Origin of the sequence: Streptomyces sp. NBC_01017 (assembly GCF_045162795.1) — a bacterium.
Taxonomy (GTDB): Bacteria; Actinomycetota; Actinomycetes; order Streptomycetales; family Streptomycetaceae; genus Streptomyces; species Streptomyces machairae.
In genome coordinates, this window is sequence record NZ_CP108683.1 from 8311411 (window position 1) to 8332874 (window position 21464).

Below are 21464 nucleotides of genomic sequence, written 5' to 3' on the forward strand. Positions count from 1 at the left end.
CCTAGGAGCCGGGCGATCCGGTAGGCGTCTGCGAGACCCCGTCCGTCGGGGTCTCCGTCTCACAGGTCACGGAGAACGGCACCGAGTTGGACTTCGTCTCCACCGGGTCGCGGACCTCGACACTGATCTCGTTCTCGAACGTCCCGCTGTCGTCGTACGTCGTCACGAAGGCCCTGTCCTGCTTGGTCCGCCCCCCGCCCTCCGGGAAGGACAGGGTCTTCCAGCCCTGGTCCATGACCTCGCCGTCCTGCGACACCCAGCGATAGCTGACCTGCGCGGGCAGCCGCCCCACCGTGAACGTCGCCGTGAAGGCGGGCGCCCGGCCGTCCGGCGGCGGACAGGGCCCGGAGTACTCGGTGTTGGCGCCCGCCAGCGTCACCTTCACGGACTGCGGCACGGGAGTCGTACGACTGCTGCTCGGACTGGGCGTCGGGCTCTGGGCCCCGTCGGTCGCGTTCTCGTCGTCCGTCTCGGTCGGCGAAGTCCCCTCGCCCGTCTGAGTGGTGGTCTCCTGTCCGCCCGCGTTGCCGCCGTTGTCGTCCCCGCGGTTGAGAAGGGCGTACGTCAGCCCTGCCACGGCCAGTGCGACGGCCGCGATGCCCGCGATCAGTACGAGGGCGGTGCGGCGGCCCCGCTCGGGGCGGACGGGGGCGGTGTCGTGGGCGGAAGCGGCGGCCGGTGTGGGCCTGGTGGGTCCGGGCGGTGGGACGGGGGCCGTGGGCCCGGTCTTCGGCGGAGTCCGGTGGGCCGCGATGGTCGGGCTGTAAGGAGTCCCCTGTACGGCGTCCGCGCGCGGCGTCCCTCCCGCGCCGATGATCCGCAGGTCCTGTTCGGCCCGGTCGGCCGGCAGCCGCTCGGCCGGGTCCTTGCGCAGGAGGCCCTCGATGACGGGGGCGAGCGGTCCGGCCCGGCGGGGCGGGGGCAGCTCCTCGTCGACGATCGCGCGCAGGGTGCTGAGCGGGGTGGTCTGGCGGAACGGGGAGTTGCCCTCCACGGCCGCATAGAGCAGGACGCCGAGGGACCACAGGTCGGACTCCGGGCCGGGGGTGCGGCCCAGCGCCCGCTCCGGGGCGAGGAACTCGGGGGAACCGATGACCTCGCCGGTCATCGTCAGCGCGGAGCTGCCCTCGACCATGGCGATACCGAAGTCGGTCAGGACGACCCGGCCGTCGTTCGACAGCAGCACGTTCGCCGGCTTCACGTCCCGGTGCAGCACCCCGGCCTCGTGCGCGGCCCGCAGCGCGGACAGCACCTCGGCGCCGATGTGCGCGACGCGCTGGGGGCTCAGCGGGCCCTCGGCGTCCAGCAGCTCGGCCAGCGAGATGCCGCGGACCAGCTCCATCACGATCCAGGGCCGGCCGTCCTGCGTGGCCACGTCGTACACCGTGACGACATTGCGGTTGGCGACCCGCGCAGCCGCCCACGCCTCGCGCTCCAGCCGCGCGTACATCCGCTCGACCTCCGGGCCCGCCAGCCCGTGCGGCGCGCGCACCTCCTTGACCGCGACCTCGCGGTGCAGCAGCTCGTCGCGGGCCCGCCACACGGTGCCCATGCCGCCCTCGCCGAGCGGGGACAGGAGGCGGTAGCGGCCCGCGATCAGACGTTCACTGCCCGGTTCTTCGGACACGGGCGTCCCCCATTCGCATCCGAGCGAAATCTGCACTCCGCGTGATTTCTCCACAAAAGTAGCTCAGCCGAGTGCGGATGCCGCCCCCTGGAGAACCAATCCGGCCCCGATCAGCACGACGAGCACCGCGGATCCCAGTGGAGCGGTCCTGCGGACGAAGACCGTCAGGGGGTGCGCCATCCAGCGGGGCTGCCTGTCCAGCACCCGCGTCACTCCCGTACCCAGCCTCACGACGGCGAACCCGGCCGCGGTGAGGGTGAGCGCGAGCCCGACGCCGTACGCGATGACGAGCAGCAGCCCGAACCAGGCCTTTCCGAGCGCCGCCGCGCCGACGAGCACCACCACCGCGGAGGGGCTGGGCACGAGGCCGCCGGCGAATCCGAGCAGGATCGTGCCGCGGAGGGTGGGGGCGGTGGAGTGGGTGTGGGTGAAGCCGCCGTGGGTGTGGGGGTGACCGTGCGTGTGGGGGAGGTCGTGTCCGTGGTCGTGCTGGTGGGTGTGGCCGGCGGGGGCGTGCGCATGGGCGTGGCCGTGCGTGGGGGTGGGTGTCGCTGGAGCGGTGTGGGCGTGGGCGGCGACCAGGACCGGTTGGCGCTCGTGGGTGTGGTCGGCCTCGTGGGTGTGCTCGTGTCCGTCGGTGTGATCGTGCGGGTGGGTGTGGTCGTCGTGCTCGTGCCCGTGGGGATGCTCATGGCCATGGTCGTGCGCGTGTTCGTGCCCGTGCGTGTGGGGGCGGCCGTGGCCGCGGAAGTGCCAGGCCCGGCGTACGAGTGTCGCGCCCGCCGCGATCACCAGGGCGCCGCTCGCGATGCCCAGCCAGGTGATGACCGAGGGTGCCGCCGCCGAACCGGCCGTGACCAGGAGGCCGAGGGCGACCACGCCCAGGGTGTGCGTGACCGTCACCGAGGCGGCCAGCGGCAGCACGTCCTTCATACGGGCCCGGCCGCCGCGGGCCGCCGCGACCGCTGCCATCAGTGTCTTGCCGTGGCCCGGCGCGAGCGCGTGCATCGCACCGAGGAAGATCGCGAGGAGCAGGGCGAGGGCGGCGAAGCCGACGGTCAGGTCATGGCGGGAGACCAGGCCGTCCAGGGCACGCGTCCAGCGGTCGGCGCCGCGCGGCAGGACGGAGGCGGCGGGGGCGTTCTGCTCCGCCTCGGCGAGGGCCGGCCCGCCGGGGCGCGCTCGCAGGGACGCGGTCTTGGTGTCGGCCGGGGAGGACAGCAACTCCTGCGGATATTCGGTCAGTTCGCGGGAGATCGACTCCTTCGGCACGTCCGAGGCGGTGAGCGTCATACGGTCGCCGCGCGCCGTGATCTCCCGCCAGCCGGGGCCGGATTCCGCGCCCGCGCCGCGGAAGCCGAGGTCGAGCGTGGCATCGCCGGCGTTCTCGGGGAGCGGCGCCGTCAGCCGGCACTCGACGCGCAGGGTGTCGAGCCCCGCCTGACCGGGCCGCACGCGCGCGTGGCTGCTGTTCAGCGCGAGTCCGACCGAACGCCCGTCCACGGTGACCTCGCTGCCCCGCACGGCGTCCTCGCACCGCTGCCGGGCCCATGCCGACATGCCCGCTTTCTCGATGTCCGGCTTGGCCTGCGTCGCCGGGATCTCGGCGAGGTCCTCGACGTGATGGACGCGCAGTTCGCCGGGGGTGGCGACGAGGCCGTCGTAGCTGTTGACGGTGAAGTTGCCGAGCGGGTGCGCGCTCGCGGGAGGGGAGGAGAACAGCGCGAGCGCGCAGGCCGCCGTGAGGACGGCGGCGGAGGAGGCGAGCCGTCGACGGAGGGTCACTTGGCCGCCTCCGGGTTCTTGAGGGCCGTACGGGCTTCCTCGGCGCCCAGCGGCGAGAAGCCGGGGTTCAGCTTCAGCGCGGCCCGGAGGTGCTCACGGGCGTTCTCCGCGTTGCCCGTGGCGCGCTCGATGATCCCGCGGTGGTACAGGAACGCGGCGCTGCGGTAGCCGGTGGCCGTGGCCCTGCGGGCGTAGGGCAGGGCTTCCTCGTCCTTGCCGTTGACGTGCAGTGCCCAGGCGAGGGCGTCCGCGGTGTGCACGGTGTGGCGGCGGTTCCACTCGGCGCGGGCGGCGCGCAGGGCGGAGGCCTTGTCGCCGTGGTCGGCCGCCGCGAGGGCGGTGTCGAGGTCGGCGTTGACGCCGTTGGCGCGGGCGAGGGCCGTCCAGGCGTCGACGAGGGCGTACTGGTCGTCGGCCTTGGTCCGGTCGCCGGTCGCCTCGTACAGCTCGCCGAGTTCGACGAGCGGGCCCGGGAGGGGGTACCGGGACACGACGTCCTTCAGTCCCTTGATCGCGCCGGCCCTGTCACCGCTCGCGGCCTGTGCGCGGGCGCGTCCTTCGAGCGCGGGGACGTAGTTCTCGTCGGCGGCGAGTGCGCGGGCGTAGTGGGTGAGGGCGGTGTCGTAGTCGCCCTGGTTCCAGGCGAGTTGACCGAGCTGGGTGGCGACGAAGGCGATGTCGCCGGGGGCCACCGCGGAGGAGAGCGCCTGCTGCAGCACGCGCTGGGCCGTGGTGACGTCGCCGCGCAGTTCGTGCACGTACGCGTACCGCGTGAAGACGGGGACGCCCGGGCGGCGGTCGTCGGCGGTGTCGGCTGCCTTGGCGGCGTCGGGGTAGCGGCCGAGTTCGACGAGGGCGTCGATGCGGGTGCACAGGGCGCGTTCGCTGTACGGGTTGGTCTTCAGGGCCCGGTCGGCGTACTTCAGCGCGTCCTCGAAGTCGTGGCGGGCGGCGGCGAGGGCGGCCCGGCCGGCCAGGGCTTGGTCGTTGCCGGGGTCCAGCTCCAGTGAGCGCTTGAAGGCCTGCTCTGCCTGGGGGTAGCGGGAGGGGTCGCCCTTCGTGCGGGCCTGCTCGACGTAGGCGAGGCCGAGGGTGGCCCAGCTGCCGAAGTCCTTCGGCTGGTCGCGGAGGTGGGCCTGGAGGGAGGAGATGCCCGAGTCGAGGTTGCCGGTGGCGAGGAGGCCGGGCGACACCGCGGCGGACGCCGGGGCGAGGCTCTGGCTTGTGTGGTCGCGGGCGGCGCCCAGGGCGATGGAACCGGCGGTGAGGGCCACGGCGAGCAGGGTGGCGCAGCCGGTCAGGTGGAGTGCGCGGCTGCGGCGGGCGGCTGCGGCGACGCGGCGCAGTGCGGCTACGCGGGCTTCGCCCCCGCCGCGCCCACCCTTCCCGTCCTCCAGGGGCTCCGCCCCTTCGACCCCGCCAGGGGGCTCCGCCCCCTGCACCCCCATCGGCCTGAACGGCCTCGTCCTCGAACGCCGGACGGGCTGGGATGCGCTGTCGTTCGTACGCGGGGCCATGCCCTCTCCTCAATCGGCTTTCCAACAACGTCCGTTGTCACGTGCGGCGGCGCGGCCCGCGCCGTGGGGGATGAGTACTGCGCGGGCCGCGCCAGTCGGGGGGTACGGAGCGCCTAGTACGCCCGGTCCCGCATCCGGCGCCACCACATCAGGGCCGCGCCGATCAGCAGGATTCCCAGCGCTCCGGCGCCCGCCGATCCGGCGATCAGCTTCATGTCGGTGCCGCCGGAGGCACCCGCCGGCTGCAGCGCGTCGCCGAGCTGGCTGCGGACGTCCGTCTCGCCGTCCGTGCCCTTGGCGAGCGGGCCGCGGGAACCCTCGGTCGGGAGGGCGACGTACGGGAAGGCCTTCTCGAAGTCCTTGTCGTTCTTGTCGACGGCGTCGCCCAGGTCGTTCTTGGCGCCGAGCAGTTCACCCTCGACGACCTGGAGCGAGGCGTCGATCACGTCGTCGGTGAGGCGACGGCCGTTCGGGAAGCCGGCGTTGTCGCCGTCGAGGACACCGAGCCGCTTGGGTTCTGCGGTCGGCTTGATCGAGGTGTTCAGGCGCAGCATCTCCGAAGGCGTGACGTGCGGGGGCTGATTGAGGCCCTTCACGCCCTTGAGGAAGACGTCGACGAGGTCGTTGCGCGGCTCGTCGGGCGCCGGGATCTTGTAGATCGCCTCGATGAGCTTCGGCAGCTCCGGGTTGGTGACGTTCTTCAGGAACTGGGCGTCCTCCCAGGGCGAGGACGCGTTGAACTTGTCCTTGTCCTTGATGGGGTTGACGACCTCGTTGACCAGCGGGCTGCCGAGGCGCGAGACCTGCTCGAAGTGGCCCTGCGCGTTCTTGCGCTGGGTCGTCGACCAGATGCCGACGATCGGCTGGTCCGCCGACTCCGCGATCATGTGCGTCGGGACCTGCAGGGCGACGGAGTTGACGTTGTAGCCCTTGAGCGTGTCGTTGCCGACCTCGGAGAGGTTCCCGCCGTACAGCAGGTCGAAGACGCGCAGGTCCAGGAAGAACGGGTCGTCGGCCTGCCCGGCGAACGAAGAGGCGTCGCCCGCGAGCTTGTGCACGGCCTGATCGCGCAGCTTTGCGTAGTCCGGCATCGAGGCCTTGCCGACGTTCGACGGCGCCACCGGCACGTCGTTGGCGACCTTCGTCTTCGAGACCAGGTGCTGGTCCTTCAGCTTCAGCAGCTCGACGTCGTACGTCTGCGTGATGTTGAGGTCGGGGTCGTCCAGACTCTCGACCGGACCCGTGTTGTACAGGAACGTCTTCTTGTTCTTGACGTGCGTCTTGAAGGTGAAGCGGTACAGCAGCTCGCCCTGCGCGTCACCGTTGTTGTCGATGTGGATGTCGTACTGGGCGTCCTCGGCGAACGTGAAGAAGTTCGGTCCGCCGGCGGGCTCCTCGAACGGTATCCAGTTCGCCACGATCGTCGTCGTGTCCGGCTTGTCCGGGCTGACGAACGCGTACACGTCCGTGTTGTCGTACTGCGGAGTCCCCGAGATGAGCGGGGCCTCGCGGTGGCTGGAGGCGGAGGCCGCCCCCGGTTCCAGCGCGGTCACGCCGGCGGCTGCGAGCCCCCCGGCGGCCAGCGCACCGCATACGAGGGTCGCGAGGCCCTTGCGTCCCGCACCGCTCCTGGAATTAGGTGTCATGCTGTCCGTCCTCAGTGCCAACTTGCCTGACGCACCGGGATTCGGAGCCGGGGGCGGGCCGGATTGGTCGATCTCGAAAACAAATTTTCCGGCTGCTCGACCCGCGTTTTCGGTTCACTGATCCGTAACCCCATCCGGAGGTGTGTTCGTTGCGAATACCTCGTGGGACAAGACGGCCGAGATGCGGTCTGGCTGGAGGGGGAGACGAGTTGGAGGCGGACGAGCTGCTGGTGCTCGTGGCGGGCGGGGACCAGAAGGCGTTCGAGGAGCTGTACGGGCTGGTCTCCGGACCGGTGTTCGGGCTCGTACGGCGAGTCGTGCGCGACCCCGCCCAGTCGGAGGAGGTGGCGCAGGAGGTGCTGCTCGAACTGTGGCGGTCCGCCGCCAAGTTCGACCCCGGCCGGGGCAGCGCACTGTCGTGGATCCTCACCCTCGCCCACCGCCGCGCCGTGGACCGGGTGCGCAGCGCCCGCGCGGCAGGCGAGCGCGAGCAGCGCGAGGCACTGCGCGCGAACCACCCCGCGTTCGACCATGTCGCCGAGGAGGTCGAGGCCGGCCTCGAACGCGAGTGGGTGCGGCGCTGCCTGGAGCGGCTCACAGCCCTGCAACGCCAGTCCGTCACCCTCGCCTACTACGACGGCTACACATACCGTGAAGTGGCCGAGCGGCTCTCCCTGCCGCTCGGCACGGTCAAGACCCGGATGCGCGACGGACTCACCCAGCTGCGCAAGTGCCTGGGAGGTGTCGCGTGAGCTTCTTCGACCGACTGCTCCGGCGCGAGGACCTCCACTCCCTCGCCGCCCCCTACGCCCTCGACGCCCTGGAACCCGGCGAGCGGTACCGCTTCGAGAAGCACCTGAGGAACTGCGCCCTCTGCGCCGCCGAGGTGCGTGCCCTGTCCGAGGACGCCGTGCGCCTCGCCTGGTCGACGGCCGCCGCACCGCCCGCCGCGATGCGCGACCGGGTCCTGGCCGCCGTACGGTCGACTCCGCAGGAGTCCGCCGGGCAGGCCGCCGGCCGGGAGCCGGCACACGCGCGTGCCACCCAGCTGCCGCCGCATGTGTGGGGGAACCAGCCGCCGCCGCGCACCCGTGCGACCAGGACGCGCCCTTTGCTGGCGCCGTTCGCCACCCTCACGGCCGCCGCGGCCCTCGTCGTCGCCTCCCTCTTCGCCGTCCAGGCGACCAGGACGCAGGACCAGCTGGACGCCCAGCGTGCGCAGGCAAGTGAGATCGCTAACGTTCTGGCCGCACCCGACGCCCGGGCGACCGCCGGCGAGGACGCTGAGGGGCGAACGATCGGGGTGGTCGCCTCCGCATCGGCGGGGAGCGCGATCGTCACTCTGAGCGGCTACGGCGATCTGCCGAGCGGCCGGGTGCACCAGCTCTGGGAGATGCGCCCCGATGTGCAACCGCGCTCCCTCGGGCTCTTCGACGGCGACACGCCCTTGCCGGCGTCCGGTCTCGACAAGTCGGCGACGTCACTGGCTGTGACCGTGGAGCCGGACGGAGGGTCTCCGCAACCCACCAGCCAGCCCGTTGTCCAACTCGCCCTGAAATCGGTCGGATTCGGAGAGTAATCAACGACGAGTCGTCAACACCCTTACGGGGAAGGTGAATCCTGTGACCGCGATACACGAGTGCCCCGCCGGGGCGATAGGGTTAACCTGCCCGGGCCGGGTGGACTCGTACGGGTGGGGAGTGACATGGATCAGATAACAGTGCGCAGCAGGGCCAGGGTCCCTGCGATCACCTGCGGGAGCAACGCGACCAGTTCGCGCCTCGACCGCCATCTCTCGGTGCTGGCGGGTCCCGCCGTGCCGCAGACGGAGGCGGCCGAAGCGACCTCGCTGATGCGTGAGCTGACCAGTCGTGACACCACGCACGCGCGCAGCGACCGGGGTGCGCGGGTCCGCCGCGTCTCGCTCTTCGCTCCGCTGCGTCGGCTCCGGCGTTCGCTGTTCGGTGGGCGCTGACTCGCACCGGCGTTCCCCGAACGACCTCGCAAGGCCCGCGCTCGGCAACCGCTCCGACCCGGCGTCACGCCGCGCTGTCGCCGCCCTCCTCCCCAACGGCGCGCAGCGGCGTCTCGGGGCGCTGCCTCGGCGCGGGCCCAGCCCTGAAATCCACCCACCCCGCTCCTCGGCCCACGTCCGTCGCACGTAACACCTCGGTCACGTACGGACGTTGACGGGCCACCCTGCACAAGCCGACGACCGTGTCGGCGACCCACCGGGCCGCCGACACGGTCGTCGCGTCATTCAGTCGCCGGACGTCACCGCTCCCCGCGCGCGTACCGGCGTACCGCGAGCGGTGCGAACACCGCTATGAGCACCGCACACCAGGCCAGCGACCCGGCGACGGGATGGGCGACCGGCCACGCGGCACCGTCCGGTACCGGCGCGTTGCCGAAGAGGTCCCGCAGGGCCATGGTCACCGCGCTGATCGGATTCCACTCGGCGAGGGTGCGCAGCCAGCCCGGCAGACCCTCGGTCGGAATGTACGCGTTGGACAGCAGCGGCAGGATGAAGGTCGCCCCGCCAAGCTGACCGGCCGCCTCCTCGTTCCGCGTGAGCAGGCCCAGGAAGATCCCGACCCACGTCGTCGCGAACCGGAACAGCAGCAACAGCCCCACGGCGCCGACCGCTGCCGGCGCGGACCCCTCGATCCGCCAGCCCACCGCGACCCCGACCAGCAGGAACGGCACCGCCCCGGCGGCCGTCACCAGCAGATCCGCCGCCGCCTGTCCCAGCGGCACGGCGGCCCGGCTCATCGGCAGCGTCCGGAAGCGGTCCATCACGCCGCGGTGGGTGTCCTGGGCGGCCTGGAACATGCCGGTCATGATCCCGTTCGCGGCGGTCGCCACCAGTAGCCCCGGCACCAGGAAGGAGCGGTACTCCTCGCCGGGCATCGCCAGCGCGCTGCCGAAGACGTAGCCGAAGAACAGCAGCATGGTGATGGGCATGGTCTGGGTCAGGATCAGCAGCCCCGGGTTGTTGCGGATCCGCCGCAGCTGCCGGCCCAGCATCGCGCCGCCGTCGTACGCCAGGGTGCTCATGCGGCACGCTCCTCTTCCTGGGCTTCCTGGGCTTCCTGGGCTTCCGGGGTTTCCTGGGTGAGTCGCAGGAACACGTCGTCGAGCGTCGGTGGTTCGATGCGGGCGTCGAGCAACGGCACACCCGCCGCGTCGAGTTCGCGCACCAGGCGAGGGAGGGCGAGCGTGGCGTCCCGGGTGACCGCGCCGACGGCACGCCGCTCGTGGTCGAACGACGGTTCGGCGCCGGTCAGTTGGTCCAGCACGGCCGCCGCCTTCACCATGGCGTCCGGATCGGTGACGACGACCTCGACGTGCGCGCCGATGGCCGCCTTGAACTGGGCCGGTGAACCCGTGTGCGCGACCCGCCCCCGGTCCACCAGTGCGATGTCGTCGGCGAGTTGGTCGGCCTCCTCCAGGTACTGCGTGGTCAGCAGCACGGTCGTGCCGTCGGCCGTCAGCTCCCGCACGGCGTCCCAGATCCGGTTGCGGCTGGCAGGGTCGAGGCCGGTCGTGGGCTCGTCCAGGAACAGCACGTCGGGGCGGCGCACGAGGCTCGCCGCCAGATCGAGGCGGCGCCGCATCCCGCCCGAGTACGTGGATGCCTGCCGGTCGGCCGCCTCGGTCAGCCCGAAGCGGTCCAGGAGCTCGCCGGCCCGCTCGGCCGGTCCGCGCACCCGGTGCAGCCGGGCGAACAGCCGGAGGTTCTCGCGGCCGGTGAGGTCGCCGTCGACCGAGGCGTACTGGCCGGTGACGCCGATGCTGCGGCGGACGGCCGCCGGGTCCCGGAGCAGGTCGTGCCCGGCGACGCGGGCCGACCCGGCGTCGGGGCGCAGCAGCGTGGTGAGGAGCCGAATGGCCGTCGTCTTGCCCGCGCCGTTCGGGCCGAGGAGGCCGCAGACGGTGCCCTGCGCGACGGCCAGATCGAGTCCGCGCAGGGCGTGGACCTCGCCGAATCGCTTCTCCAGGCCTTCACTAAGTACAGCGTACGTAGAAGTCATGGGTCGACCATAGCGCACTACGTACGCTGTACGTAACTAGGATGGTGGCCGAGGTGATGATCGATGGCGGGCAAGGCGGCCGAACCCCAAGTGATCTGGGCGCGTCCCGAGCGGACCGGGCGTGGCCCGAGGCCCGCGTTCACGCGGGCGGACATCGCGGCTGCGGCGGTGCGGATCGCCGACACCGGCGGGCTGGATGCCGTGTCCATGCGGCACGTCGCGGCCGAGCTGGGCTGCGGGACGATGTCGCTCTACAACTACGTCCCCCGCAAGGAGGACCTGTACGAGCTGATGATCGACGCGATCGGCGCCGAGCACGACATCCGGGAGCCCTCGGGCGACTGGCGGGCCGACATGATCCGCAACGCGCAGGAGACCCGGGCCATCATGCACCGCCACACCTGGGTGCCCCGGCTGATGTCAGGGGTGTACGGCTTCAGCCCCAACACCCTGCGCTACCTGGAGCACTGCCTGGCCTGTCTCGAACCGCTCGACGTTCCGTACAGCGTGAAGATGGAGCTGGTCGCGCTGCTCAACGGCGTGGTGACGACGTACACGGCGAACGAGATCGCCACCGCCGAGCGCACCCGTGCCATGCCCTGGTCCGAGGAGGAGGAGAACGCGGTCCGCATCGCCTACCTCGGCAGCCAGGTCGCCACCGGCGCCTATCCGCGGCTGGCCGCGGCCTTCATGGCGGACAGCGGGCCGATCGATCTGGAGGCGGTGTTCACGCGGGCGCTCGAGCGGGTGCTGGACGCCTTCGACCCCGACCGGCGTTAGATCAGCGCGAGTTGCCCCTCCGGGCCCTCCTCGTGCCCGTCCAGCACCGACGCCGGCCTGCGCGCCGCCCCCGGCACCGGCAGGACTTCGGCCTCGTGGAGGTCGGTTGCGGTGATGGCGGAGGTCAACTCCTCGTGCAGCGGCGGGAGTTCCGCCAGCAGGGCCAGGACCGTGATCAGTTCCAGCAGCTCCGACGTCCACGCCTGTGGCCAGGTCGTCGGGCGGATCGCCGCCAGCGTGCCGGGCTCGGGCTCCATGACCCGGGCTGTGAACCACTGCTCCAGAACCCTCGCGCCGGCCATCTCGAAGTCCCAGGCCTCCGGCGGCACGGGGGAGATGCGGCCCTCGTCGAGGTGGAGGGCCTCCTCGTCACGGTCGTAGTGCAGGGTCAGCGGGCGGGCCGGGAGCGGGGCACGGACGTAGGGGCGACGGCCGCCGGGGAGCTTCGGACGGTCGCCGTCGCGGAGCATCAGCCACAGCATGCGGTGGCCCGACTCGACGCCGTGCGCCCAGAGTTCGGGGTCCTGCGGGAGCGGGACGGTGAGGTCGGGGCGGGCGGCGGCCAGGATCCAGGCGAGGACGTCCGCCGGCGTGGGGGAGTGGCCCAGCCGGGAGGCGAGGTGCGGCAGCAGGCCCGGGGCCAGGTTGGGTTCCGTGCCGCCGGGGCGGCGGTACAGCGGGCGGACGCGGCCCGGGCGGAGCAGCGGCAGCAGGGAGGTCGCCAGCAGCGGGGAGTCGGGGGTCTCCAGGACGAAGACCTGGCGCTCGTCCGCCACCCGCCACAGCTCGGGGCGGGCCGCGTCGATCAGACGGTGGTCGGGGATCAGCCACTGCTCGTCGAACGGGGCGTGCAGGACCCGTACCGGCTCCGGACAGGGGCCCGAGGCGCGGATCAGCTTCTCCGTGCCGGTGGACCGGCCCGGTAGCTGGCCGACCGCCGAGTGCAGGGTGCGGGAGCGCGTCGGCTCCAGCAGGGTGTCCCGGTCCGGGCCCTCGGCCTTCACGAAGGCGTCCCAGCGGGCTTTCAGGGACGCCGCGTCGGGACCCGTCGGCCACCCCCGGCCGAGCCGCGGCGGTGCGACGGACCACGGCATGAGGTCCGCCAGCAGCGGAGCGTCGTCGTGCGTCACGCTGGGCATCGTACGACCTGGTTACGACACATGGGTCAGGTGGCGTCCAGGGTCACCGTGAAGGAGAAGCGGTCGCCGCGGTAGTGGATGACCGCCGCGTCCAGGACCCGGCCCTGCGCGTCGTACGTCACGCCCGTGTAGTGCAGGATCGGGCTCAGCAGCGGGACTTGCAGCAACCGTGCCGTCTCCGGGTCGGCGAGGCGCGCCTCCACCGTGTCCGTGATGCGGCTGATGTCCGCCCCGACGATGTCCCGCAGCACCTTGGTCATCGGCCAGCGGACGAGGTCGTCCAGGTCGATGCGCGCGGCGAGTTCGGGGCGGACGTAGTTGCGGGCGTGGTTGGTCGGCTCGCCCGACTTCTCCTCACTGCGCAGGCGGTGGTACGTCGCCACCTCCTCGAGATCCGGGAAGAACTCGGCGACTTCGGCGGGCACGGGTGCCTTGCCGTGGTCCAGCAGCTCCGTGACCATGCCGGACTGCTGGGCCACGATCGCGTCCACCGAGCCGAGCAGCCGCACGGGTGCGCCCGGGAGGGCCTCCGGCTCGATGAAGGTGCCGCGTCTGCGGTGGCGCGTGATCAGGCCCTCGTCCTCCAGCTCCTTCAGCGCTTGGCGCATGGTCAGCACGCTCACGCCGTAGTGCTCCGCCAACTGCTCCTCGGTGGGCAGGCGCAGCGGGTCCTGCGGCCGGCGGCCCAGTATCGAGGCGCGCAGTGACTGCGACACCTGGTACCAGAGCGGCAGTTTGCGGTTCAGGACGATGGAGTCCGGGGCGAAGGAGGTCACGGGGCCATCCGTACCGGTCGGGGATCTCTACTGCAAGGGGCGGAAATGCCGCTCCATGCCGTGCCAGACGTCGTCGTAGCGCTTCTGCAGGTGCTCGGCGCCGGCCGCGTGCGGGGTCAGGGTGACCGGCCAGCGCGTCTCGAACATGAACGCCAGACCGTCGTCGATCTTCTGCGGCTTCAGCTCGGCCGCGCTCGCCCGGTCGAACGTCTCCCGGTCCGGGCCGTGCGCCGACATCATGTTGTGCAGCGACCCGCCCCCGGGCACGAAGCCCTCGGCTTTCGCGTCGTAGGCGCCCTCGATGAGGCCCATGTACTCGCTCATCACGTTCCGGTGGAAGTACGGCGGCCGGAAGGTGTCCTCACCCACCAGCCAGCGCGGGGCGAACACGACGAAGTCGACACCCGCGAGGCCCGGTGTGTCCGACGGGGACGTCAGCACCGTGAAGATCGACGGGTCGGGGTGGTCGTAGGAGATGGTGCCGATCACATTGAAACGGCGCAGGTCATAGGTGTACGGCACATGGTTGCCGTGCCAGGCGACCACGTCGAGCGGGGAGTGGTCGTAGGTGGCCGTCCAGAGGTTGCCGCAGAACTTGTTCACCACCTCCACCGGGCCCTCGACATCCTCGTACGCGGCCACCGGCGCCTTGAAGTCCCGTGCGTTCGCCAGCCCGTTGGCGCCGATCGGGCCGAGGTCCGGCAGGTGGAAGGGGGCGCCGTAGTTCTCGCACACATAACCGCGGGCAGAGTCATCCAGTAGCTCCACACGGAAGCGCACCCCACGCGGAATCAGCGCGACATGTCCCGGCTCCACATGTAGCAGCCCGAACTCCGTGCGCAGCAGCAGCCCGCCCTGCTCCGGCACGATCAGCAGCTCGCCGTCGGCGTCGCTGAAGACGCGGTCCATCGAGGAGGTCGCGTGATACAGGTGCACGGCCATGCCGGTGCGCTGGGTGGCGTCGCCGTTGCCGCCCAGGGTCCACAGGCCGGCCAGGAAGTCGGTTCCGGGAGCGGGCTCGGGCAGCGGGTTCCAGCGCAGCCGGTTCGGGTCCGGCTCGGATGCCGTGAAGGGCGCCGTACGGATCGCGCCGTTGTCGGTGCGGGTGAACGCCGGGTGGGCGGCCGACGGGCGGATGCGGTACAGCCAGGAGCGGCGGTTGTGGGCCCGCGGCTCGGTGAAGGCCGTACCGCTCAGCTGCTCCGCGTACAGCCCCAGCGGGGCGCGCTGGGGTGAGTTCCGGCCCTCGGGAAGGGCGCCGGGCACCGCCTCCGAGCTGTGCTCGTTGCCGAAGCCGGAAAGGTAGGTGAGCCCTTCGGCGGTCTTCCGCGCTCCCCCACGCTCGAACCCGCTCGCGCGGGAGGTACCCCCATCGCTCATGATCGCTCCCTCGAGATCTGATTCCTATGCTTCACCGTAGGATTGCGATTTCGTCGGCGCAAGTGATCCGCCGGACCTCCTCTGCGGGGGCGACGGGAAACGGACGGGAACCCGACTCCAGGGGGATCCGGCTGTCGGACCGGTGTTCTATTCTCCCGGGCATGTCGTGGACGCGGACCCTGCTCGCCGCTCTCGTGGTCTGTGTCCTGCTGCTGACCGGATCCGCGGGCTGCGGCTCCGGTGATGCGCGGCACCGGAGTGCGGACGGGGCCTCGCCCTCCCCGGTGGGCAAGGTCCTCGACGACACCGACGAGCAGGGGCGGCACTATCGCGCGGTGGACAGGGGCGACGCCCCCGAGGTCGGCGTCGAGGTGCAGCCGGACCCGGACGGCGGCGACCGGGTCTGGGACGTACGGCTGACGGTCCGCAACTTCCGCTTCTCGCCCGCCGGTACACCGGCGCGGGCGTTCGCCGGGCGCGGGCTCGCGTACCTCTACGTGGACGACCGCCTGGTCGCCAGGCTGCGCGGCCCCGACCACCGTCTCCCGGCGGAGCTCGTGCCGCGCGGCACGCACCAGGTCACCGTCCGGCTGTACGCGGACGACGGCACGGTGTGGGCCGTGGACGACGACCCCGTCGAGAGCACGGCCGACATCACGGCATCGGAGGCGGAGACGACCGTGACGCCGGAGCCCACGTCGACAGCGTCCGCCGCGGCACTGAGCACGCCGGGTACCCGCTTCCGTACAGGGGGCCGAGGTTCACCGGACCGAGGCGGAAAGGCATCATGAAGACCGTGCCCCACCCAGACACGCTTCGCCGGGCGCCTGTGCAGCGGCGCAGCGCCGAACGGCTCACCAGGATCCTGGACGCCTGCGCCGACCTCCTCGACGAGGTCGGCTACGACGACCTGAGCACCCGGGCCGTCGCCCAGCGCGCCGGCGTGCCCATCGGCTCGGTCTACCGGTTCTTCGGCAACAAACGCCAGATGGCCGACGCCCTGGCGCAGCGCAACCTGGAGCGGTACGCCGCCCGTGTCACCGAGCGCCTCAAGGAGGCCGGCGACGGCGGCTGGCGTGCGGCGATGGACGCCGTGCTCGACGAGTACATCGCCATGAAGCGCACCGCCCCGGGCTTCTCCCTCGTCGACTTCGGCAACCAGATCCCCGTCGGAACCCGCGGCGAACCCAACCACCGCGTCGCCGACGCCCTCACCGACCTGCTCGCCGGCTACCTCGGCCGCGAACCCGACGAGGACCTTCGCCGCATCTTCCTCATCGCCGTCGAAACCGCAGACACCCTGGTCCACCTCTCGTTCCGGGTGGCTCCGGAGGGCGACGAACGGATCATCGAGGAGGCGCGCGAGATGCTGCGGGCGTATCTGGCGCGGGTGCTGGACTGACGGCCTGCCCGGTGCCGCGCTGACGCTCCGCCCGGCTGACGGCTCGCGAATTTCCGACCTCACCCCTCGCGAGGACTCCCCTCCGTGCATACCGGTCGGTATGCTCGACCTCGCCCGCGCGCCACCGCCGCCGCCACCCCGGGAGGACCCGTGTCCCGCACCGCACTGCGCATCTGCCCCCTGTGCGAGGCCACCTGCGGCCTGACGCTCACCATCGAGGGGACCGAGGTCACCGGTGCCCGCGGTGACCGCGACGACGTGTTCAGCCAGGGGTTCATCTGCCCCAAGGGCGCCTCCTTCGGGGCCGTCGACGGTGACCCCGACCGGCTGCGCACCCCGCTCGTGCGCAAGGACGGCGAGCTGCGCGAGGCCACCTGGGAGGAGGCCTTCGACGCGGTCGCCGCCGGTGTCCGGGCGGTCGTCGAGCGGTACGGGCCGAATTCGGTGGGCGTCGTGCTCGGCAACCCCAACGTGCACACCGTGGCCGGCGCGCTCTACCCGCCGGTCCTGCTCGCCGGCCTGCGCACCCGCAGCATCTTCACCGCCTCCACGGTCGACCAGATGCCCAAGCACGTCTCCAGCGGCCTGCTCTACGGCGACGCCCTCGCGATCCCCGTGCCGGACCTGGACCACACCGACCATCTGCTCCTCATCGGTGCCAACCCGCTGGAGTCCAACGGCAGCCTGTGCACCGCCCCCGACTTCCCGGGCAAGCTGAAGGCGCTCAAGGCCCGCGGCGGCACCCTCACCGTCATCGACCCGCGCCGCACCCGCACCGCCAAGCTCGCCGACCGGCACATCGCGATCCGGCCCGGCACGGACGCGCTGCTCCTCGCGGCGATGACGTCCGTCCTCTTCGAGGAAGGGCTCGTGGCTCCCGGTGAGCCGGCGCCGCACCTCCAGGGTCTCGACGAACTCCCCGACGCCGTACGGGGCTTCAGTCCCGAAGCCGTGGCGGACGCCTGTGACGTCGACGCCGGCACGATCCGCACCCTCGCCCGCGAGCTGGCCGCCGCCCCCACCGCCGCCGTCTACGGCCGCATCGGCAGCTGCACCGTCCCGCACGGCACCCTGGCCAGCTGGCTCGTCGACGTCCTGAACATCCTCACCGGCAACCTCGACCGCCCCGGCGGCGCCCTCTTCCCGCAGGCGGCCACCGACAAGACGCCCCGCCCCGCAGGACCCGGCCACGGCTTCGCGCTCGGGCGCTGGCAGTCGCGGGTGAGCGGGCACCCCGAGGCCAAGGGGGAGTTGCCGCTGTCCGCGCTCGCCGAGGAGATCGACACGGCCACCGAGGAGGGCGAGCCGGTCCGGGCCCTCATTGCGGTCGCCGCCAACCCGGTTCTGTCGGCACCCGACGGCGACCGCCTCGACAAGGCCCTCGACTCGCTCGACTTCATGGTCAGCGTCGACCCGTACCTCAACGAGACCTCGCGCCACGCCCACGTCGTGCTGCCGCCGCCCCCGCCCTCGCAGAGCCCGCACCACGACTTCGCCTTCAACACCCTCGCCGTGCGCAACCAGGTCCGCTACAGCCGCCCCGCGGTCCCGCTGGAGCCGGGCCGGATGGCCGAGTCCGAGATCCTGGCCCGGCTGGTCCTGGCCGCGACCGGCATGCACGGCGCCGACCCGGCCGCGGTCGACACACTGGTCATCGACCAGACCCTCGGCAAGGCGGTCAAGGAGCCGCACTCCCCGGTCCACGGCCGCGATCCGAAGGAACTCGCAGCTCGGCTCACCGGCGTGAACGGCCCCGAGCGGCGCCTCGACATGATGCTGCGCCTCGGCCCGTACGGCGACGGCTTCGGCGTACGACCGGACGGGCTCACCCTGGAGAGGCTCCTAGCGCATCCGCACGGCATCGACCTCGGGCCGCTGAAGTCCCGGCTGCCGCAGCCGCTGAAGACCGTCAGCGGCAAGGTGGAGCTGCTGCCGCGGCCCATCGCCGACGACCTGCCCCGCCTGCGGGCGGCCCTGCGCGAGCGCACCGACGGGATCGTCCTGGTCGGCCGCCGCCATCTGCGCTCCAACAACAGCTGGATGCACAACGTGCCCGCCCTCACCGGCGGGACCAACCGCTGCACCCTGCACATCCACCCCGAGGACGCCGAGCGGCTGGGGCTGCGGGACGGGGCGCCCGTGCGCGTGAAGGGCGCCGGCGGGGAGGTGGTCACGGAGGCCGAGGTCACCGACGCGATCCGCCCAGGTGTCGTCAGCCTGCCGCACGGCTGGGGCCACAGCCGCCCCGGCACCCGGCTGAACCATGCGCTGAAGGACCCCGGCGTCAACGTCAACCAGCTCCTCGACGGCAGCCTGCTCGACCCGCTCTCGGGCAACGCGGTCCTCAACGGCGTACCCGTGCTGCTTTTCCCGGGGGACGACCCCCGGACCCCCGGCAGAGAGGCAGTCGGCGGGGTGACCGGCGCGGACATCGGCGAAGCAGACCTGAGTAAAACAGGCCACCGTGGCAGCGCTGTGAGCAGTGCAAAGCTGTGACCAGCAGTTTTGCGCTTATTGCTCGCATGTCAACGTCTTGTTAACGCCGCTTGACGGGACCTAACGTCAACGCACCGCCGGCCCTGGTGGGTCGTTCAAGGGCGAACGTTAGGTATCCACTCATGCTGACCATCCTTGGCTTCGCCATGATCGCGACCTTCCTGGTCCTGATCATGATGAAGAAGATGTCGCCGATCGCGGCGCTCGTGCTGATCCCGGCACTGTTCTGCGTCTTCGTCGGGAAGGGCGCCAAGCTCGGTGACTACGTCCTCGACGGCGTCACCGACCTCGCCCCCACCGCGGCGATGCTCATGTTCGCGATCGTCTACTTCGGTGTGATGATCGATGTCGGCCTCTTCGACCCGATCGTTCGGGGCATCCTGAAGTTCTGCAAGGCCGACCCGATGCGGATCGTGGTCGGCACGGCGATCCTCGCCGCGATCGTCTCGCTCGACGGTGACGGCTCGACCACCTTCATGATCACCGTCTCGGCGATGTACCCGCTGTACAAGCGCCTGAAGATGAGCCTGGTCGTGATGACCGGCGTCGCCGCGATGGCCAACGGCGTGATGAACACGCTGCCGTGGGGCGGCCCGACCGCCCGCGCCGCCACCGCGCTCAAGCTCGACGCCAGCGACATCTTCGTCCCGATGATCCCGGCCCTCGCCGTCGGTCTCGTGGCCGTCTTCGTCCTCTCGTACTTCCTCGGCCTGCGCGAGCGCAAGCGCCTGGGTGTCCTCACGCTGGACCAGGTCCTGGTCGAGGAGAAGGCCGAGGAGAAGGAGACCGAGACGGTTCTCGTCGGCGCAGGGTCCGGTTCCGGTGCCTCCGGTACGGGCAAGGCCACCGGCGGCGCCGGCTCCGGCACGGACGCCGAGGACGACGACGAGGAGGGCGACGCGGAGCGCTTCCAGGTCCTCGACCCGAACCGGCCCACGCTGCGTCCCAAGCTGTACTGGTTCAACGCGCTGCTCACCGGCGCCCTGCTCACCGCCATGATCATGGAGTGGCTGCCGATCCCGGTGCTGTTCCTGCTCGGCGCCGCGCTCGCCCTGACGGTCAACTTCCCGCACATCCCCGACCAGAAGGCCCGTCTAGCCGCCCACGCCGACAACGTCCTCAACGTCTCCGGCATGGTCTTCGCCGCCGCCGTCTTCACCGGCGTCCTCCAGGGCACCGGGATGGTGGACCACATGGCCAGGTGGATGGTGGACGTCATCCCCGACGGCATGGGCCCGCACATGGCCCTGGTCACCGGCGTCCTGAGCCTCCCGCTCACCTACTTCATGTCGAACGACGGCTTCTACTTCGGCGTCCTGCCCGTCCTCGCCGAGGCCGGCGCGGCACACGGCGTCACCCCGCTGGAGATGGCCCGTGCCTCCCTGGTCGGCCAGCCGCTGCACATGTCGAGCCCGCTCGTCCCGGCCGTGTACGTCCTGGTCGGCATGGCCAAGGTGGAGTTCGGCGACCACACCAAGTTCGTGGTGAAGTGGGCGGCGCTCACCTGCCTCATCATCCTCGCGGCGGGAATCCTCTTCGGAATCATCTGACCCCGCGAGCAAGTACCTTCAAGTCCGGGAGGAACACGATCATGGCGCCCGGTGGGAACCGCGGCTGGCTGCTCCGCCTCGTCATCGCCTTCAGCTTCGCGCAGGGGGCGGTGTCGATGGCCCGGCCCGCCGTCTCCTACCGGGCCCTCGCGCTGGGCGCCGACGAGCGGGCGATCGGCGTGATCGCGGGGGTGTACGCCCTGCTCCCGCTGTTCGTCGCCGTCCCGCTGGGCCGCCGCACCGACCACGGCCGCTGTGCGCCGCTGCTGCCCGTCGGCGTCGTCCTGATATCCGGCGGCTGCGCCATGAGCGGCCTCGCGGGCTCCCTGTGGGCGATGGCGGTTTGGAGCGGGGTCATGGGCCTCGGCCACCTCTGCTTCGTCATCGGCGCCCAGTCGCTCGTGGCCCGCCAGTCCGCCCCGCACGAACAGGACCGCAACTTCGGCCACTTCACGATCGGCGCCTCGCTCGGCCAGCTGGTCGGCCCGATCGCCGCGGGCGCGCTGATCGGCGGCCGGGACATGGCGGGGACCAGCGCACTCGCCCTGTTGGTGGCGGGTGCGGGCGGCGCGGTCGCGCTGACCTCGCTGTGGCGCATAGAGAGCCGTAGCGCGTCCGAGTCCGGCAAGGACCAGGGCGAGCGCGTCTCCGTCCGGCGCATCCTGCGCGCCCGGGGTGTGCCCGCCGGCATCTTCATCAGCCTCGCCGTGCTGTCCGCGACCGACATCCTCACCGCCTACCTCCCGGTGGTCGGCGAGCACCGCGGCATCGCGCCGTCCGTGATCGGCCTCCTGCTCAGCCTGCGCGCGGCGGCCACCATCGCCTGCCGCCTGGTCCTGACGCCCCTGCTGCGGCTGCTCGGCCGGACCCTGCTGCTGACCGTGACCTGTCTGCTGGCGGCCGTGCTGTGCGCCGGGATCGCGCTGCCGGTGCCGGTGTGGGCGCTGGCCCTGATCCTGGCGGTGCTCGGCTTCTGCCTCGGCGTCGGGCAGCCGCTGTCCATGACGACGGTCGTCCAGGCGGCCCCCGACGGCGCCCGCTCCACGGCCCTCGCCCTGCGGCTGACCGGCAACCGCCTCGGGCAGGTCGCCGCGCCTGCGTCGGCGGGCCTGATCGCGGGCCTCGCGGGCGTGGCGGCGCCGTTCGTCATGCTGGGGGCGCTGTTGCTGCTGTCGGCCGGGGTCGCACTGCGGGCGCCGGCGGGGCCGGCGGGGGAGGCGGAGGACGGCGGTGAGCGGGGCGGAGCCAGACCGGCATTGCGGCGAAAGAGTGGTATCTGACGGATCGTAGGGCGATGCTCCCCCGATTCGTCGCGCGCATGTGAAAGAGAGT

The 21464-nt window shown here is 71.8% G+C and carries 18 protein-coding genes; 9 read left to right on the forward strand and 9 right to left on the reverse strand.

The window, feature by feature from the left end; all coding sequences use genetic code 11:
* Nucleotide 1: 1 nt before the first annotated feature.
* The 4 genes from OG331_RS38175 to OG331_RS38190 form a co-directional block, all read right to left on the reverse strand.
* Nucleotides 2-1627, reverse strand: a complete 1626-nt coding sequence (locus OG331_RS38175; RefSeq protein ID WP_406205220.1) for a serine/threonine-protein kinase — start codon at nucleotides 1625-1627, stop codon at nucleotides 2-4.
* A gap of 63 nt (nucleotides 1628-1690) precedes the next feature.
* Nucleotides 1691-3412: a nickel transporter gene (locus tag OG331_RS38180; protein ID WP_406205223.1), complete on the reverse strand. Its 1722-nt coding sequence runs from the start codon at nucleotides 3410-3412 to the stop codon at nucleotides 1691-1693.
* Nucleotides 3409-4929, reverse strand: a complete 1521-nt coding sequence (locus tag OG331_RS38185; RefSeq protein ID WP_406205226.1) for a tetratricopeptide repeat protein — start codon at nucleotides 4927-4929, stop codon at nucleotides 3409-3411. The genes OG331_RS38180 and OG331_RS38185 overlap by 4 nt, the downstream gene beginning before the upstream one ends.
* 113 nt (nucleotides 4930-5042) lie before the next feature.
* Entirely contained in the window at nucleotides 5043-6575 is a 1533-nt protein-coding gene (locus OG331_RS38190; protein ID WP_406205229.1) for a DUF4331 domain-containing protein, read from the reverse strand.
* Nucleotides 6576-6784: 209 nt separating this feature from the next.
* On the opposite strand from OG331_RS38190, the gene OG331_RS38195 reads away from it, so the two are divergent.
* The 3 genes from OG331_RS38195 to OG331_RS38205 all read left to right on the forward strand — a co-directional run bounded on the left by OG331_RS38195 (nucleotide 6785) and on the right by OG331_RS38205 (nucleotide 8550).
* A complete protein-coding gene (locus OG331_RS38195; protein ID WP_190073442.1) occupies nucleotides 6785-7327 on the forward strand; it encodes a sigma-70 family RNA polymerase sigma factor in 543 nt (180 codons plus the stop codon).
* The gene (locus OG331_RS38200) at nucleotides 7324-8154 is read left to right on the forward strand and encodes an anti-sigma factor domain-containing protein (RefSeq protein ID WP_406205233.1); all 831 of its coding nucleotides are present in this window, start codon (nucleotides 7324-7326) and stop codon (nucleotides 8152-8154) included. Before OG331_RS38195 ends, OG331_RS38200 begins: the two co-directional genes overlap by 4 nt.
* Nucleotides 8155-8280: 126 nt before the next feature.
* Complete coding sequence (locus OG331_RS38205) at nucleotides 8281-8550, forward strand: hypothetical protein (protein ID WP_406205236.1); 270 nt, start codon at nucleotides 8281-8283, stop codon at nucleotides 8548-8550.
* 299 nt (nucleotides 8551-8849) lie between these two features.
* Here OG331_RS38205 and OG331_RS38210 read toward each other — a convergent pair whose 3' ends face one another.
* Complete coding sequence (locus tag OG331_RS38210) at nucleotides 8850-9632, reverse strand: ABC transporter permease (RefSeq protein ID WP_406205239.1); 783 nt, start codon at nucleotides 9630-9632, stop codon at nucleotides 8850-8852.
* Complete coding sequence (locus tag OG331_RS38215; protein ID WP_406205242.1) at nucleotides 9629-10609, reverse strand: ATP-binding cassette domain-containing protein; 981 nt, start codon at nucleotides 10607-10609, stop codon at nucleotides 9629-9631. The genes OG331_RS38210 and OG331_RS38215 overlap by 4 nt, the downstream gene beginning before the upstream one ends.
* A 63-nt stretch (nucleotides 10610-10672) precedes the next feature.
* Here OG331_RS38215 and OG331_RS38220 point away from each other — a divergent pair, with 63 nt between their 5' ends.
* On the forward strand, nucleotides 10673-11389 hold the full coding sequence (locus OG331_RS38220; RefSeq protein ID WP_406205245.1) for a TetR/AcrR family transcriptional regulator: 717 nt from the start codon (nucleotides 10673-10675) through the stop codon (nucleotides 11387-11389).
* Here OG331_RS38220 and OG331_RS38225 read toward each other — a convergent pair.
* The 3 genes from OG331_RS38225 to hmgA are packed head-to-tail and all read right to left on the reverse strand — an operon-like array spanning nucleotide 11386 to nucleotide 14684.
* Nucleotides 11386-12528: a type ISP restriction/modification enzyme gene (locus OG331_RS38225; protein WP_406205248.1), complete on the reverse strand. Its 1143-nt coding sequence runs from the start codon at nucleotides 12526-12528 to the stop codon at nucleotides 11386-11388. The genes OG331_RS38220 and OG331_RS38225 overlap by 4 nt on opposite strands.
* 26 nt (nucleotides 12529-12554) lie before the next feature.
* Nucleotides 12555-13304, reverse strand: coding sequence for a GntR family transcriptional regulator (locus OG331_RS38230; protein WP_406205251.1), 750 nt, complete (start codon nucleotides 13302-13304; stop codon nucleotides 12555-12557).
* Between the two features lie 27 nt (nucleotides 13305-13331).
* Nucleotides 13332-14684, reverse strand: coding sequence for a homogentisate 1,2-dioxygenase (gene hmgA, locus OG331_RS38235; protein WP_406205254.1), 1353 nt, complete (start codon nucleotides 14682-14684; stop codon nucleotides 13332-13334).
* 161 nt (nucleotides 14685-14845) lie between these two features.
* On the opposite strand from hmgA, the gene OG331_RS38240 reads away from it, so the two are divergent.
* From OG331_RS38240 to OG331_RS38260, 5 genes are all read left to right on the forward strand, one after another.
* On the forward strand, nucleotides 14846-15475 hold the full coding sequence (locus tag OG331_RS38240; protein ID WP_406205256.1) for a hypothetical protein: 630 nt from the start codon (nucleotides 14846-14848) through the stop codon (nucleotides 15473-15475).
* The gene (locus OG331_RS38245) at nucleotides 15472-16086 is read left to right on the forward strand and encodes a TetR family transcriptional regulator (RefSeq protein WP_406205259.1); all 615 of its coding nucleotides are present in this window, start codon (nucleotides 15472-15474) and stop codon (nucleotides 16084-16086) included. Before OG331_RS38240 ends, OG331_RS38245 begins: the two co-directional genes overlap by 4 nt.
* A gap of 150 nt (nucleotides 16087-16236) precedes the next feature.
* On the forward strand, nucleotides 16237-18582 hold the full coding sequence (locus OG331_RS38250) for a molybdopterin oxidoreductase family protein (protein ID WP_406205262.1): 2346 nt from the start codon (nucleotides 16237-16239) through the stop codon (nucleotides 18580-18582).
* Nucleotides 18583-18704: 122 nt separating this feature from the next.
* On the forward strand, nucleotides 18705-20132 hold the full coding sequence (locus OG331_RS38255) for a CitMHS family transporter (protein WP_406205265.1): 1428 nt from the start codon (nucleotides 18705-18707) through the stop codon (nucleotides 20130-20132).
* Between the two features lie 41 nt (nucleotides 20133-20173).
* Nucleotides 20174-21412: an MFS transporter gene (locus OG331_RS38260; RefSeq protein WP_406205267.1), complete on the forward strand. Its 1239-nt coding sequence runs from the start codon at nucleotides 20174-20176 to the stop codon at nucleotides 21410-21412.
* Nucleotides 21413-21464: the final 52 nt, after the last annotated feature.

Bases quoted from the DNA above. Each gene is read 5' to 3' on its own strand.
- OG331_RS38260 (WP_406205267.1), top strand. From the start codon at position 20,174: ATGGCGCCCGGTGGGAACCGCGGCTGGCTGCTCCGCCTCGTCATCGCC.
- OG331_RS38245 (WP_406205259.1), top strand. From the start codon at position 15,472: ATGAAGACCGTGCCCCACCCAGACACGCTTCGCCGGGCGCCTGTGCAG.
- OG331_RS38220 (WP_406205245.1), top strand. From the start codon at position 10,673: ATGGCGGGCAAGGCGGCCGAACCCCAAGTGATCTGGGCGCGTCCCGAG.
- OG331_RS38185 (WP_406205226.1), bottom strand. From the start codon at position 4,929: ATGGCCCCGCGTACGAACGACAGCGCATCCCAGCCCGTCCGGCGTTCG.
- hmgA (WP_406205254.1), bottom strand. From the start codon at position 14,684: ATGAGCGATGGGGGTACCTCCCGCGCGAGCGGGTTCGAGCGTGGGGGA.
- OG331_RS38225 (WP_406205248.1), bottom strand. From the start codon at position 12,528: ATGCCCAGCGTGACGCACGACGACGCTCCGCTGCTGGCGGACCTCATG.
- OG331_RS38190 (WP_406205229.1), bottom strand. From the start codon at position 6,575: ATGACACCTAATTCCAGGAGCGGTGCGGGACGCAAGGGCCTCGCGACC.
- OG331_RS38255 (WP_406205265.1), top strand. From the start codon at position 18,705: ATGCTGACCATCCTTGGCTTCGCCATGATCGCGACCTTCCTGGTCCTG.
- OG331_RS38205 (WP_406205236.1), top strand. From the start codon at position 8,281: ATGGATCAGATAACAGTGCGCAGCAGGGCCAGGGTCCCTGCGATCACC.
- OG331_RS38210 (WP_406205239.1), bottom strand. From the start codon at position 9,632: ATGAGCACCCTGGCGTACGACGGCGGCGCGATGCTGGGCCGGCAGCTG.
- OG331_RS38240 (WP_406205256.1), top strand. From the start codon at position 14,846: ATGTCGTGGACGCGGACCCTGCTCGCCGCTCTCGTGGTCTGTGTCCTG.
- OG331_RS38215 (WP_406205242.1), bottom strand. From the start codon at position 10,609: ATGACTTCTACGTACGCTGTACTTAGTGAAGGCCTGGAGAAGCGATTC.